The organism is Enterococcus sp. GPZ-007 (assembly GCF_059374735.1).
Genome location: NZ_JCAFYN010000067.1, coordinates 1 through 14968 on the forward strand (window position 1 = coordinate 1; position 14968 = coordinate 14968).

The window sequence follows — 14968 nt, forward strand, 5'->3', positions numbered from 1 at the left end:
TTCACCTGCAATATTCAAATAAGTCTTCATGCCTTCACCAGACTGGGCAAAAGCAAAGGCGTCATTAATTTGATCCAATGAGAAAGAATGAGTCGCTAATTGTAATAAATCGACTTTTTTCGAAGCGATGATATCGAGTGATTCTTGGTAATTTTCGATCGAAGACCCAGTCGTTCCTAAAACGATCAATTCTTTATAATGAAGCAAGTTGGTGTTCAACGTAACGAATTCTTTGCCCTTTGGCATACCGCCGAAGAAGTTTACCCGACCATGAACGGCTGCAATCTCCAAGGCTTGTTGCTGAACAGCAGGGACAGAGCAGGCGGTGATGACAACAGCGGCACCAGCACCATCGGTTTCTTCCAAGACTCGAGCATTTAAATCTTCTTCTGAAGAAAGAACCGTTACATCCGCGCCGATTTTCTTCATTTCAGTTAAACGAGAAGCCGCCACATCGGCAACAATGATCTTTGTTGCACCAGCTAATTTGTTGATCAATACATGACAGGCGCCGATCGGACCAGCACCAATGATCACCACTGTATCACCGGGTCTTGTATTTAACGCCTTGTAAGAATTATAAGTACAAGAGAAGGGTTCAACTAAGGCTGCTTCAACGTAGGACAGGTTTTCCGGAACCTTAAAAACATTGCCACGCTCCAGTGCTGCTTGCGGAACTTTCATGTATTCTTGGAAGCCGCCATCATAACTGATTCCAAATGCTTCATACTCGGAACAAAGCTGATTGTAGCCCTTTTTACACATGCGACAGTGACCACAGCCAACATTTGGGGCAACGGAGATCCGATCACCTAACATAAAGTCTTTCACATTTGCGCCAACCTCAACCACTTCACCAGCTAGCTCATGGCCGAGTACACGTTTTTGATCAATTTTGAAATGACCAAACTTGAAAATTCGTAAATCGGTACCGCAAATCGAACCAACGTGTACTTTGACCAATAATTCATTTTCGTTAATAACGGGTTTGTCTACTTCTTCAACGTGAATATCTTGTGGACCATAAAAGAAACTTGCTTTCATAACGATTCCTCCTAAAATAAAATTTTATTCTATAGATACAATATAAATCCGGAATTTAATTTTGTCAATCAGAAAAGGAAAAAGAATTTCATTCTATAGAAAAAAACGACCTTTTACTATCCTAATTGGATAGTAAAAGCATCGTTCGATTTTTAACGGCGAGTTGATTTTAGCGCTTCATGGGTTTCTTCTAAAGCATTGATGGTGGAATCAAAATTAGCCAACCCATAGCAAACATATAAAATATCAATCAATAGAATTTGCGATGTTTTTGAAGTCGTGGATTCCCAGCTGCGGGACGAAGGGACATGCATCGGTGTCAGCAACGTCAAATCCGCGATTCCATTGATCGGTGACTTACTGCTGGAGGTGATCGCCAAAGTAGAAGCGTTTTTCTTCTTGGCTACTTTTAGGCAATCTAAAACGCTAGCTGTCTTACCAGAATCACTGATACCGATGAACAGATCGTCTTCGGTGGCAGTTGCGGCTGTGATCGTCTGCATGCTAGTATCATTCCACAGGACACATTTCTTTCCTGCTCGCGAAAAACGCAGAGTCGCTTCATTCGCTGCGACATTAGAAGCGCCCGTACAAACAAAGTTCAAGGTCTTGGCTTTTCTGATCATGGCGACGGCTTCTTCGATTTGGCTGATTTGAATCAGACTTTCCAATTCTTTGATCCGTTGAATATTTTGATAGATGACTTTTTTGATTGTCATCTCAGTGGAGTCGTCACGGGAAATATCATCATATAATACTTCATTGACGGAATCCTCAGAATGGTTTTGCTGCGACAGCTCTTCGGCTAAGCTGATTTTGAATTGGCTGAATTTCTCAAAGCCGATCTCTTGGACAAAGCGAGTAATAGAAGACTCAGCGACATCACACTCTTGAGCTAGTTTTTTTGTCGTGATTGTTTTGGCGATCTCAGGATTCTCGATGATATAGGTACAGACGCGTTGCAGCGCTGGATTAAAAGTAGGTTGACGGGCAATTAATAGACTTAAAACACTCTGTTTCAAAAGAAATCCTCCTAAAATAAAATTTTATTCAATTATATCATGAGTTGTGGAAAATTTCTTTGTTAATGGGTAAAGCTTGATTTAGCGGAGTATACTAGAGCTGACATAGAATTTTTATTACTGTCATTTTCGTTATTGAAAAAAATTCTTTATAAATTACATTGACTGGAATAAAATTTTATTCTACAATGTAATCAAGTTAAGAAAATAAAATTTTAAGGAGCGATTTACATGAGTAAGGTCTTAAATGGCAAAGTTGCAGTAGTCACTGGCGGAGCTTCAGGAATCGGCGAAGCCATTGCTAAAAAGTTTTCTGAGAACGGTTGCAGATGCTTGTTAGTTGATATCGATGCAGAACGGTTAGCGAAAGTTGCTAAAGAGGTTGAGGATTTAGGAAGTGAAACGTTATCAGTCGTTGCTGATGTCGTAGACGAACAAGCCGTAATGGATTTCTTTAAACAAGCCTATGACAAATGGGGCAGTATTGATCTAGTCGTGAACAGTGCAGGCCGTGATTCATTGGCGCCGCCGATCTCACAAGTAACAATGGAAGAATGGAACAAGACAATTGGGCCAAACATGACCGGTGTGTTCCTTTGCTGCCGCGAGGCTTTCCGCTATATGGAAAAACAAGAATCTGGTGGTCGAATCATGAATATCGGTTCTTCATCTGCTCGTATGGCCTCTTGTCCAGGACATAGTCCTTACCGTGCATCTAAACATGGCATGATGGGCTTGAGTAAAAATATCTTATTAGAAGGAGTTGGTAAAAATATCGGCGTGACGGTGTTGAATCCTTCTCACGTGAAGACACCAATGACGGAAGTAATTGATACTGGAATCTACGATGGTGATCTTGAAGCGTATACTGATGGCTGGTTAGATGAAAAAGAATTAAAAGAAGGCATCCACGCAAGCTGTATTGATGTTGAAAATGTTTCTGAGATTGCATTATATGTAGCGACTCGTACGCCAGATGTGACTGTACCGTCGATCTCATTCTATCCGACACATAAAGCTCACCGTTATGGTATGGAAGTATAATTAAGTAATAGCTTAGTTGTTAATAATAAACGTAACGAAGGGATAAACCTTGATAGAGATTAGGAGGAGAAGGATACATGCAAAAATATATGATGGCGTTTGATGCTGGGACAACAGGATGTCGGACAATCATTTTTGATAAGACCGGGAAAGAAATTTCTTCGGCTTATCAAGAATTCTCACAAATTTATCCGCAGCCAGGCTGGGTGGAACACGATCCGCAGGAAATCTGGAATGCGCAATACGGCACGGCGTTGCGGGCGTTGAATCAAGCGAATATTGTACCCGAACAGATCGAAGGCATCGGAATCACGAATCAGCGTGAGACTTGTGTAGTTTGGGATAAGATGACCGGCAAACCGATCATGAACGCACTTGTCTGGCAAGACCGTCGAACGGCTGATATTTGTGAGGATTTGAGAACTCAAGGACACGAGGAATACATTAAAGAGAATACTGGCTTGATCATCGATGCTTATTTCTCTGGCACAAAGATTGCTTGGATCTTGGATAATGTCGAAGGTGCCCGTGATCGCGCAGAAAAAGGCGAGCTACTTTGCGGAACAATCGATTCTTGGCTCATTTGGAACCTTAGTGAAGGGGCTGTCCATGTGATTGATTACTCCAATGCTTCACGGACGCAATTATTCAATATCAAAGAGATCAAGTGGGATGATCATCTGTTGGAAATCATCAATGTACCAAAACAAATCCTACCACAGGCAATGCCTTCCAGCAGTGTATATGGCGTTACTGGAAAAAATATTTTCAACGGTGCGGAAATCAAAATCGCTGCATCTGTTGGGGATCAGCAGGGTGCTTTGTTTGGTCAAGCTTGTTTCGATGCCGGAATGGTGAAGGCAACATATGGTACAGGTGGTTCGTTGATCATGAATACCGGAGAAAAGAGTATTAAATCGAAAAATGGTCTGTTGACGACGATTGCTTGGGGCTTAGATGGCAAAGTGGAATACGCACTTGAAGGATTATTGTATGTGGTCGGAGCTTCCGTGCAATGGCTGCGTGATGAGATGCATTTGGTTTATGATTCTTGCGATACGGAATATTTAGCCGGGAAAGTTGCGGATACCCATGGTACATATTTTGTTCCTGCCTTTACTGGATTGTCGGCACCTTACTGGGATCAAAATGCTCGCGGAGCGATCATCGGTTTGACCCGCGGCGTGAATCGCAATCACATTATTCGGGCAACCCTAGAATCAATGGCGTATCAAATCAAAGATGTTGTGAACTGTATGGAAAGTGACTCTGGTATTAAAAATGTCGCGCTGAAAGTCGATGGCGGCGCTTGTAAGAATAACTTCGTGATGCAATTCCAAGCCGATCTATTGGACATCCCCGTTATGCGTCCAAAAGTTGTTGAAACGACCGCTCGCGGTGCAGCCTTCTTGGCTGGATTAGCAGTCGGCTTCTGGAAGAATAAGGAAGAGTTGCTGGATACCTTTGAATTAGATGCAGAATTTACACCGGAAATGACAGAAGAAACTCGTGAAAAATTATACGACGGCTGGAAGAAAGCAGTCGGTTGCGTATTAACAAAATAAAAAATGGGGGAAAACAAATGATTAAGACATCTCAGGAGTTAGCTTTATATTTTGACCATACGAATTTGAAAGCGTTTGCCACGAAAGAGGATTTTGCACAGCTTTGTAAGGAAGCGGACGACTATGGCTTCAAAATGGTTGCCATCAATTCATTCCCAGTTGCGACTTGTAAGGAATTATTGAAGGACAGCCCGGTTCATGTCGGCGCGGCAATCTCATTCCCTCTAGGACAAACAACGATCGCAGTCAAGGCTTACGAAACAGAGCAAGCGATCAAAGAAGGTGCAGACGAGATCGATTATGTAGTCAATGTAGGCAAAGTAAAAGAAGGCAACTTCGATTATATTAAAGAAGAAATGGAAACGATCGTAGCGATTTGCCGTAAAAATGATATCTTATCAAAAGTCATTTTTGAAAATTGCTATTTGACGAAGGACGAAATTAAAAAATTAGCGGAGATCGCTAAAGAAGTCTTGCCTGATTTTATCAAGACATCAACAGGATTTGGCACAGGTGGAGCTTTATTAGAAGACGTGAAATTAATGAAGTCAGTCGTTGGTGACAAGGTCAAAGTCAAAGCCTCTGGTGGTATCAAGACATTGGAGCAGTGCTTAGCGTTGATCGAAGCGGGTGCAGAACGGATCGGCAGCTCTAGCAGTATTGCGATCACCGAAGCATTCAAAGAGACCTATGAAAAATAAGATTCAATTCTTAGTGATGGATTTGGATGGGACGCTGTTAGATAGTTCTGAAAGAATTTCTGACGCGACCATCCAGGCGATTCGTCGCGCTAAAGATTTAGGAGTGAAAACAGCAATCGCTACTGGACGTGTGCTGCCGGAAGCGCAGTTTGCGATTGATTTAGCGGGTATTGAGGATTATTTGATTGAAATGAATGGGTCCAAGATCACGGATTTGCGGACTCAGGAAATTCTCTATGATCAGCCGATGCCGGTGGAATTTTCTGATCAGATCATTGATTATTTAGGCGAAGACTATGTGTATCAGCTTTATACGGATCAAGGCATTTTCTGTACCAAGTATTCTTTTTCCCGCTTAGAAAGTGCCGGGATGTCTGGTCATTATTTAGCGATGTTCGGTGCGCAGATCCAGCAAGCGGATCAGTCGGAGCTGAAGACCTTGCGGCGTTATAAATTTTTAGTAATCGAAAAGGATGCGGCAAAAGTGGCACGATTAGCTAAGAAAATTAAAACGATTCCGCAACTGGATTTTGTTAATAGCCTGCCAAACTATCATGAAGTGATAGTTGCTGGGATGGATAAAGGTGTCGCGTTAGAAAAATTAAGTAAATTGTTGGTCATTCAGCCAGCGCATATGTTGGCGATAGGAGATAGCAACAATGATCGTGAAATGCTGAACTATGCTGGTGTCAGTGCGGTGCTTGCAAATGGCAATCAAAACTTGAAAGAAGAAATCGGAGTCGTGTTTCCTTCAAATGATAATGATGGTGTTAGGCATGTAATTGAAGCATTTATTCTAAATAAACGGGGGTAAAAAGATGGAAGAAAAGAAATCTTTTTTTGATCACTTATTAAACGGACTGAACAAAATGATTCCTTTTGTTGTTGCGGGTGGTATTTTGATGGCATTGGGATTCGCGGTTTCTGGTGCTGGTGCGATGTCTTATCCAGAAGAGGGATTGGGGTCATTTGGCCAGATTATTTATCAAATCGGGAACCAGCATGCGATGGGACTGATGTTCTTGATCGTTGGCGGTTTTATCGCCCAATCAGTTGGCGGTAGCAATGCACTGCTGGCCGGAATGGTTGGCGGCAGTATCGCATCTGTCAACGGCTCAACCTTTTTAGGCGCGGTGATCGGCGGATTTTTTGCCGGATATCTCGTAAAATATCTGGAAAAAATCAAAATCCCGAAATCATTAGAAACGGTCTATAATATTTTATTACTACCAGTTATCAGTGTCGCTGTGGTGGGATTGGTGAGCTATTATGTGATCGGCATCCCCGTGTCCTTTGTCATGAATTCATTGACCAGTGTCTTGGAAAGTATGCAGGGCGGAAACTTGATCCTGCTTTGTGCGATCTTAGGCGCGATGATGGCGGTGGATCTAGCGGGTCCAATTTTACGGGTGGCTTACTTCTTTGGCGTAGCGGCGGTTGTCGCAAATCCTGGTGTGCCGCAGGTCGTGATGGCGGCCGTGATCGTCGGCGGGATGATCCCTCCATTGGGTATGGCATTAGCCTCTACGATTCAAAAGAAAAAGTTTACCCAAGAAGAACAAGAAGCAGGCAAAGCAGCCTGGATATTGGGTCTATCATTGATCTGTGAAGGGGTGATTCCTTTTGCGATTCGTGATCCGAAACGAGTGATTCCAGCCAGTGCGATCGGTTCAGCCGTTGCTGGTGCGATCATTGCGTATTTCAATACAGGAACGACGGTGGTACATGGAGGAATCTTTATCCTGCCGATTCCAGGAGCAGTCCAAAATCCCATAGGTTATGTCCTTGCGGTCGTAGTCGGAACAGTTGTAGCAGCCGGGCTCGCCTTGATTCTTAAACGCGATCTGCCAGTAGAAGCCGTGGAGAAGATGACGGAAGAAGCATAAGAATAGTAACTCAGCCACCCGTGAAAACGGGGTGGCTTTTTAACACCTCTAGAAGAGGTCAATACTCGCGTACTCCATAAATGGAGCTTTTTTAAAAGACTGCCAACCGCTCATCACTCGCTACTTTATTTCTTTTTCTTCATTTTGAATGGATCGACGTATTCTCTTACTTATGCTATCTCGAATTCGATCCTCTGCTTCTTGCTCTCTTATATATTTTGCAATTGTTTTCTGATTCAACCTTACTGTACTTACGTAATAACCTTTTGACCAAAAACTCTTATTCCCATATTTATACACTAAGTTTCCATGCTGCTCATGGATAAGCGTGGCACTCCTTCCTTTTAAGAATCCCATGAAACTTGAAATGCTTATTTTCGGTGGCACTCTAACTAGCATATGAATATGATCTGGCATGTGCTTCTATGATTTCTACCTCTTTCATTTCACAGAGCTTGCGCAAAATTCTTCCAATATCTTTTCTCAATTCTCCAGAAATCACTTTTCTCCTGTATTTTGGTGTAAATACTATATGGTACTTACAATTTCACCGACTGTGTGATAAACTTTTGTCGTCATTTGATGACATAGAAAAAAACTCCTTTCGATAGTATGAGCGGTTGGTAGCCACTTATTAGTATATCGAAAGGAGTTTTTATCGCTAAAGCTATCTCATCCACGCGTAGAAACGCGTGGTTTTCTTGTTTCACTCGCTAACGCGAGCAAACTGCTTAAAGTCATTAACTAGAAATGCCGCCGCGAATTATGATCGTTGCGGCATTTTTTTATTCGAAGAATTTTGATTAGATATCCTAACTCAAGTTTCACACAGAATCAAATTTATGGTGGAATATGGAGAAATTAAAGGAAATCATATGGATACTAGTAGTGGCTAATATATTATGTGATGAAAGAAAATAGATCATGTTGCCGGGCAAAGGAACGAATTTAAAAGCAAGTGGTAAGTTGATATCAAAGATTGTATTATTAAATGACTAAAACTTGAAACATGATTTCCGTCACGAAACCCTTATAGTACTAAGCGCTTTCTCTTGAAAATTAACTCATGTAGCACAAATCAGCTGCTTTTGTAGATTCTTCGGTAATTGTGCGATGAATTTGCAGAGGATGTTATCCAAAATTCGTTCATTCAGAATATATTCATCGGTCAGAACTTCTTTAAAAAGATCAACTAATTGGTGAATCGCCTCTGCTACGGGGATTTCTGATAGCTCATCAATCAGTAAATAAAATAACTCACCGATTGTTCGGTCATCACTGGCCTCGCGCTCTTGAACCGCCAAGATCATGTAGGCGATCGCTACGGCTGTAGTGTGGGCAAAGATCCCGTCATAGGCTAATCCTTGGTATTTAGCCAATTTCAAGTATTGTTTACACATCTTGAAATAGACTTCGATTGCCCAACGTCGGCCATAAAGTTGAATGATGTCATCCTCGGTCAAAGAAATGTCCGTTGAAGCTAACACCAAGTACTCGTTTCGTTTGTTTCGATTACGCACAAATACAGGTTTGACTGGAACGATCTGTTCGCCAACAACCGCTTCCACAGACACACTTAAAAGATAACGTGACCGACCACGGCGTTTCTTGTTTTGGTTGAAAATTTCTTTCACGTCCATCATTTTTTCTTCGTAGCGGTAATAGACTTTTTTAGTGCGTTTCACCATTGCAACACTATGACACCCTAACGCTCTAAGCTGCTGGAACATTTTTGGACTAGAAAACCATGTATCAAACAAGACATAGTTGGCTTGAATTCCTTGTTTCAAGGCGTTTCTAATCAATTCAACAGCCACATCGGTTCCTTTCCGGAGTGCTTGTGCTTGGCGTTTGCCAGAATTGGTTCGTTGATCAATGGGAGTTGTTTTACAAATTTGTTTCTTGCCAGAAAGCAAGGAAAAAGAGACTGGAAGAAAACTGTTGCCATCAGACCAACCGAGTTGTAGAAAACGAAAGCCTTTGACATATTTTTTCCTGGCATGATCGTATTGTAAAGCGGCGCCTTCCACTTTCTTCGCATTCGTTCGAGCATACATGGAGTCATCGATAATGAACACGTTTCTCCGAGTATCAGCGGTCAACGTTGCGAAATAGCCGCTGACCGCTTTGGCCAAAAGCAGAAGCAGTTTTTGCCAATTGATCCGAGAATCATTCAAAAGATTGCGGAACGTTTTATCTGAAAAAGGGACGTGACTCGCTTGCTTCCGATAAAAACGATACGTCGAGCCATTCGAAAAAATCGATTGGACAATAAAGGAAAAAAGAACAGAAAACGAGAATCCTTTTGTACGTGTTGCGTTCGCTTGTCTTGAGCACATAGCCAGATCAAAGCGCTCGAAAAAAGTTTTTACTGGATTTGAATATGGGTCCTTCGTCTGAGTAGTTTGTGTTATAATTTTCATAGCATGAACACTCCTTGGATGATGGTTTTGGACGACTTAATTATACCAAGTGCTTAGGGGGTGTTCATGCTATTTTTGTGTCAAAAATCCCATTGTGGTCAAGGATTAGAGTAGATTTTTCATGTTTCAAGTTTTAGTAAATGAGCTAATTTTATAACTCCTTAAAAGTGACAAGAAATTTATTTCTCTTACTGTTTCTCTATGAAAGAAAAGTGAAAACATGTAATACCAATGGGGAGATAGACGAACTTTTACCACTCCAAATCATTGATATAACCAGCTAAATAATTATGAAATTGGCTCATATACTCATTTGCATGAAATATTTTATGCTCTCGCTTAACTTTTTTCCTAACGAATAGGTAGATATACATGGTAGTAGAAAAAATAGAAAGCGTTTACTATACAAGTGTAAAGGATGTGATTCTTTTTGAAAGAGAAATATTTGAGACTAATCGCTATGTTACAAGAAGAGCACAAATATATCAAAGGAAAGGAGATTGCCAATCGGTTAGGTATTTCTGATCGAAGTGTACGTAACTATATAAAAGATTTGAATGAAAACTATTTAATTGATTCTAAAATACTTACTAATAAGAACAAGGGATACATTCTTACTGGAGTCGTTGAAGACATTAAGGTCAATGAGCATTTTGAGTTTGAAGAAAGAATGTTCTTTATCGTTAAATATTTACTTGATGCGTATGATTGGATTACATATGAAGAAATCGCTGAAGCGTTGTATTTTTCGAATCAAACAATCCGATTAGATGTGATTAAAATTCAAAAGATGATGGAGACACAATTTCGAAATTTAAGAATTGAAAGTGTCATTTTTAAAGGAGTTAGACTAAAAGGAAGCGAAATTGAAAAAAGATTACTTTTAGAGAGCTTATCTAAAATAACCACAATTAATAAGAATAGTTTTATCGATTCTTTGGCTTACCATTTTAAAGATTGGGTGGCTCGCGAGTCATTGGAAGGGCTTATGACTTTTTTTCATGAGAAGTATTCTAGTTTAAAAATTCCTGATAGCTCAGAAACGACGTTATCAATCTTGTCTTATTTGATAATTTCGGTTCGAAGAATCTCTCAAAATCATTTTTGTGATTATAGTTTTGACTCTTTCGATCTCGTTGAAATTGAGAGCACTAAAGAATATGAAGCTGCAAAATCAATTATGTATGACTATGGCAATCGTTCTAAAATAATTATTCCAGATGTGGAGATTATATATTTTAGTTTTTACCTGATTAGTCAGCGATTAATGATTTCAGCAGATAATGATCAAAAATTTACTGTACCGCAGGAATTAAGAGTTGGTGTTAAGAATTCATTGAATGTTCTCGAACATGATTATTTAATGAAGCTTTCAGAAGATGAACAACTATACTCAGGATTATTGATGCATCTTGCAAGAGATATGTATCCATTGATGTTCAATTTTTATATAGAGAATACTTTCATTACGACAATAAAAAAAGACTTTATTCAAGGATATTATATGGCTGTGAGTTTTGCGAATGACTTAAAAAAATCCATCCAATTACAGTTACCGGAAAATGAGATTGGTTATCTAGCGATTCATTTCGCTTCGTTTATTGAGCGAGGTAGAACAAAGAATGTGAAGATTGTCATTCTTTTGGGACGACTTCAATCGATTGGCTATTTATTGAAAAATGAATTGGAACGTCGATATTCAAATATATCAATAAAAACTACTGTAATCAGTCAAAACAGTCCAAATGATAATCAGGATCTTTTGAATTTTGATTTGATTATATCGTTTGTTCCAATAGGAGTAGAGCAATCAAATTTGATAGTAATAAACGGTACACCGACCGAGAAAGATTACCAAAAGATAGACAACCTGATGAGAAAAATGAATTATGTTTTTGGAATAAAGGCTGATTATTTTACTAAGCAAAGATTCCAAGATAAAGAAGAGCTTCTTTTAGGACTATTAAATGGAATTGAAGTACCTGAAATGATGGACAGTATCTTGGAGCGAGAAGAATTCTCTTCAACTGATATCAGTGATGGGATTGCAATTCCGCACCCCTTGCTTACAAGTAGATTTGAAAAGACTAAGATAGCGGTAGCGATACAAGAAAAAACAATCGACTGGGGTAGTCAATTTGTGGATTTAATTATCATGATTGTCCCAGGTAAAAATGATCAAAAAAATACTAGTAGAGTAATGGAAGAAATATACAACATTATAAAGGATCCAAAATTATTAGTAGAAGTAAAAAAAGCCACAAGTTTAGACGAGTTTAATAATGTAATTGAAAATAGGGAGATGAAAACATGAAAATATCAGAGCTGATTACTGAACAGAACATTCTTCTTCATCTAGATGTTAAAAATAAAGAAGAAATTATTGACACCATGGCAGTACGTTTAATGGAAAATGGTTCTCTAAAAGACCTAGATGGATTTAAAGAAGATATTTGGAAACGAGAAGAAGCCGTATCGACAGAAGTTGGATATGGGATTGCAATGCCTCACACCAAATCAGTTTATGTTAATAACCCATCTGTAATTTTTGGAAGAAGTCTTGAGGGAATTGTTTATGACAAGGAAAGCTGTCAGTTGTTCTTTATGATTGCTGCTCAAGAAGGTGCAACGGATGAACATCTGGAAACATTATCAAGACTATCAACATATTTGATGGATGAGTTGTTTCGTGCCAAGTTGATTTTGGCTAGGTCCGTTGAAGAAGTCATTTCTATTATTGATGAAAAAGAGGCAGAAGAAGAGGAAGTAGAATCTATTGACGATACATTATCCTCTGGTGGTCAATCTTTGGTTGCTGTTACAGCATGTACGGCTGGAATTGCTCATACGTATATGTCAGCTCAAGCATTAAAAGACGCAGCTGAAAAACGTGGAATTGCGATGAAAGTTCAAACAGATGGATCAAGTGGAACGGAAAATCGACTAACAGATGAGGAAATTGCGAATGCAAGTGGAGTAATTATTGCGGCCGATAGAACGGTGGATATGAGCCGCTTTGATGGGAAAAAAGTTGTAGAAACATCTACCAAACGTGGAATTAATAATGCAGATGGACTAATTGATGAAGTACTTGCAAAAAAAGAATTATATGAAGCAGTGGGCGAAGAAAATGCATCATCCGACTCTGATACAACCAAAAAAAGTGGCGCATTTGATATTTACAAACATTTGATGAACGGTGTTTCTTTTATGCTACCATTTGTTGTTTCGGGCGGGATTCTTATCGCGATATCCTTTATGTTTGGTGTTAATTCAGCGAATCCTGATTCGAGTCAATACAATGAGTTTGCAGCTTTTCTAAATTCTGTTGGTAGTAGTGCTGCTTTTGGTCTCATGGTTCCGATTTTTGCTGGGTATGTTGCATTCAGTATCGCGGACAGACCTGGTCTTGCTCCGGGGGCTATTGGCGGGATGATTGCTTCCACTGGAGGTTCTGGCTTTTTAGGTGGGTTAATTGCCGGATTTATTGCTGGATATGCTATCTTGCTTCTGAAAAAAGTATTAGTCAAATTGCCTAAGTCTTTACATGGATTGAATCCAGTTTTGCTTTACCCTGTATTAGGGACCTTGATTACCACAATTGTGATTCAGTATGTTATTAATACGCCAATCAGTTCGCTTAACGATACTTTAGTAAAATGGCTGACCGGGATGAATGGATCTAATGCCATTTTAGTAGGCGCTTTACTAGGTGGAATTTTGGTAAGCGATATGGGAGGACCATTAAATAAAATTGCTTATGCTTTTGGTATTCAGATGATTACTGCTGGAGTTTATGGGCCTATGGCAGCTTTGATGTGTGGTGGAATGATTCCACCAATTGGTCTGGGATTAGCGACAACCTTCTTTAGAAATAAATTTACGGATCAAGATCGCGAGACCGGTAAGATAGCGTATGTGTTAGGTTCTTGCTTTATCACAGAAGGAGTCATTCCTTTTGCAGCAGCAGACCCTATTAGAGTTATCCCAGCAAATATTATCGGAGCAGCAGTAGGCGGTGCCTTATCAATGGCGTTTGGAATTGAATTAACGGCACCTCATGGTGGAATTTTTGTTATACCAATAGCCATCAATCGTCCAATTATATATATTGCTTGCATTTTAGCAGGTAGTGTAGTGACTATGCTAATTGTTGGACTTACTAAAAAATCTATTGTTCCAAATAAAGAATTTAATGGAGGTATTGAAAATGTTAGTGACGTCAAAGGAATTATTTAAAATTAGTAAAGAGAAAGGAGTCGCCATTCCTGCACCCAATTTTATTGATGCACAATCGATGAAAGACTATGTTGAAGTTGCCGAAGAATTAAATTTACCAGTTATTTTAGCATTGGCAGAAGTTCACTTAGAATTTATTACTTTAGAAGAAGCAGCCTACTTTGGAAAATTCTACGCTGAAAAAGCGAAAGTTCCAGTTGTTCTTCATTTAGACCATGGAATGACTCCAATTATTATTAAAAAAGCGATTGATCTTGGGTTTACGTCAGTAATGATTGATGCCTCGCAGGATGATTTTAAGACAAATGTGAAAAAGACAAAAGAAATTATTGACTATGCTCATCCAAAAGGTGTGGTGGTTGAGGCTGAAATTGGTCACGTAGGTTCGGGTGTAAACTATGAGAACCATGAAGAAACTGATTCACAATATACAACAGTAGAAGATGCTATACGCTTTGTTAAAGAAACTAAAGTTGATTCATTAGCGGTTTCAATTGGCACGGCTCATGGAATGTATAAGGGAGTTCCTGAAATAAATTTCGAAAGACTTAGCGAAATTTCTCAAGCAGTAGAAACACCTTTAGTTTTACATGGTGGTTCTTCATCTGGCGATGACAATCTAAATAAATGCAGTTTGCAAGGGATTAGTAAAATTAATATTTTTTCTGACTTAGTTAACGCTGCACAAAAAGGAATTAGTGATGAAAAACCTAATAATTATTTGGACTTAAAGAAAGTTGTATCTAATTCTATGAAGAATTGTTTAAAGCATTATTATAATGTATTTTGTACAGATAAGCTCAATGAAATAGTTTAATATTTTTACAAACTACTCACTTCGTTTGGTGGGTAGTTTTTTTTGTCGTACCACCACTTGATTGGCATGAATTTTGCTAATCAAAGGAACTGTTTTATGTAATAAAATGCAAGGTAAGATGTATCTTTTTCAGTCAGTTCTGTGAACTGATTTGATAACGCCGATTGCAAAATTAAGCTAGACAACAAAAAAAGCCATTTATGCTACACTCAACTTATATTTCCGAC

At 39.3% G+C, this 14968-nt stretch carries 11 protein-coding genes and 1 pseudogene; 8 read left to right on the forward strand and 4 right to left on the reverse strand.

Annotated features, from left to right (window positions below):
* The coding region (locus AC4J95_RS19995; RefSeq protein ID WP_494551373.1) for a zinc-dependent dehydrogenase at positions 1-1044 on the reverse strand (1044 nt) is incomplete at its 3' end.
* Between the two features lie 152 nt (positions 1045-1196).
* Positions 1197-2066, reverse strand: a complete 870-nt coding sequence (locus AC4J95_RS20000; protein ID WP_494551374.1) for a MurR/RpiR family transcriptional regulator — start codon at positions 2064-2066, stop codon at positions 1197-1199.
* Positions 2067-2297: 231 nt separating this feature from the next.
* Between AC4J95_RS20000 and AC4J95_RS20005 the strand changes: the two genes are divergently transcribed.
* The 5 genes from AC4J95_RS20005 (at position 2298) to AC4J95_RS20025 (ending at position 7262) form a co-directional block, all read left to right on the forward strand.
* A complete protein-coding gene (locus tag AC4J95_RS20005) occupies positions 2298-3110 on the forward strand; it encodes an SDR family oxidoreductase (RefSeq protein WP_494551375.1) in 813 nt (270 codons plus the stop codon).
* A 77-nt stretch (positions 3111-3187) separates the two neighbouring features.
* Positions 3188-4675, forward strand: a complete 1488-nt coding sequence (gene glpK / locus AC4J95_RS20010) for a glycerol kinase GlpK (protein WP_494551376.1) — start codon at positions 3188-3190, stop codon at positions 4673-4675.
* A gap of 17 nt (positions 4676-4692) precedes the next feature.
* Positions 4693-5376 carry a deoxyribose-phosphate aldolase gene (gene deoC, locus AC4J95_RS20015; protein WP_494551377.1) on the forward strand — a complete coding sequence of 228 codons (684 nt, stop codon included), beginning with the start codon at positions 4693-4695 and terminating at the stop codon, positions 5374-5376.
* Positions 5366-6190 (forward strand): Cof-type HAD-IIB family hydrolase, encoded by an 825-nt coding sequence (locus tag AC4J95_RS20020; protein ID WP_494551378.1) that lies wholly within the window; start codon positions 5366-5368, stop codon positions 6188-6190. Before deoC ends, AC4J95_RS20020 begins: the two co-directional genes overlap by 11 nt.
* Before the next feature lie 4 nt (positions 6191-6194).
* A complete protein-coding gene (locus AC4J95_RS20025; protein ID WP_494551379.1) occupies positions 6195-7262 on the forward strand; it encodes a PTS fructose transporter subunit IIC in 1068 nt (355 codons plus the stop codon).
* 125 nt (positions 7263-7387) lie between these two features.
* Here AC4J95_RS20025 and tnpA read toward each other — a convergent pair.
* Together tnpA and AC4J95_RS20035 are read right to left on the reverse strand one after the other, a co-directional pair.
* Positions 7388-7794: pseudogene (gene tnpA, locus AC4J95_RS20030) on the reverse strand (IS200/IS605 family transposase).
* Positions 7795-8326: 532 nt separating this feature from the next.
* Positions 8327-9685, reverse strand: coding sequence for an IS4 family transposase (locus tag AC4J95_RS20035; protein WP_494551380.1), 1359 nt, complete (start codon positions 9683-9685; stop codon positions 8327-8329).
* A gap of 430 nt (positions 9686-10115) precedes the next feature.
* Between AC4J95_RS20035 and AC4J95_RS20040 the strand changes: the two genes are divergently transcribed.
* The 3 genes from AC4J95_RS20040 to AC4J95_RS20050 are packed head-to-tail and all read left to right on the forward strand — an operon-like array spanning position 10116 to position 14741.
* Positions 10116-11999, forward strand: coding sequence for a BglG family transcription antiterminator (locus tag AC4J95_RS20040; RefSeq protein WP_494551381.1), 1884 nt, complete (start codon positions 10116-10118; stop codon positions 11997-11999).
* Entirely contained in the window at positions 11996-13924 is a 1929-nt protein-coding gene (locus AC4J95_RS20045; protein ID WP_494551382.1) for a PTS fructose transporter subunit IIABC, read from the forward strand. The genes AC4J95_RS20040 and AC4J95_RS20045 overlap by 4 nt, the downstream gene beginning before the upstream one ends.
* Positions 13896-14741: a class II fructose-bisphosphate aldolase gene (locus AC4J95_RS20050; RefSeq protein ID WP_494551383.1), complete on the forward strand. Its 846-nt coding sequence runs from the start codon at positions 13896-13898 to the stop codon at positions 14739-14741. The genes AC4J95_RS20045 and AC4J95_RS20050 overlap by 29 nt, the downstream gene beginning before the upstream one ends.
* The last annotated feature ends 227 nt before the right edge of the window (positions 14742-14968 follow it).

Coding starts and splice junctions, on each gene's coding strand:
- glpK (WP_494551376.1), top strand. CDS start 3,188: ATGCAAAAATATATGATGGCGTTTGATGCTGGGACAACAGGATGTCGG.
- AC4J95_RS20045 (WP_494551382.1), top strand. CDS start 11,996: ATGAAAATATCAGAGCTGATTACTGAACAGAACATTCTTCTTCATCTA.
- AC4J95_RS20050 (WP_494551383.1), top strand. CDS start 13,896: ATGTTAGTGACGTCAAAGGAATTATTTAAAATTAGTAAAGAGAAAGGA.
- AC4J95_RS20020 (WP_494551378.1), top strand. CDS start 5,366: ATGAAAAATAAGATTCAATTCTTAGTGATGGATTTGGATGGGACGCTG.
- AC4J95_RS20005 (WP_494551375.1), top strand. CDS start 2,298: ATGAGTAAGGTCTTAAATGGCAAAGTTGCAGTAGTCACTGGCGGAGCT.
- AC4J95_RS20035 (WP_494551380.1), bottom strand. CDS start 9,685: ATGAAAATTATAACACAAACTACTCAGACGAAGGACCCATATTCAAAT.
- deoC (WP_494551377.1), top strand. CDS start 4,693: ATGATTAAGACATCTCAGGAGTTAGCTTTATATTTTGACCATACGAAT.
- AC4J95_RS20025 (WP_494551379.1), top strand. CDS start 6,195: ATGGAAGAAAAGAAATCTTTTTTTGATCACTTATTAAACGGACTGAAC.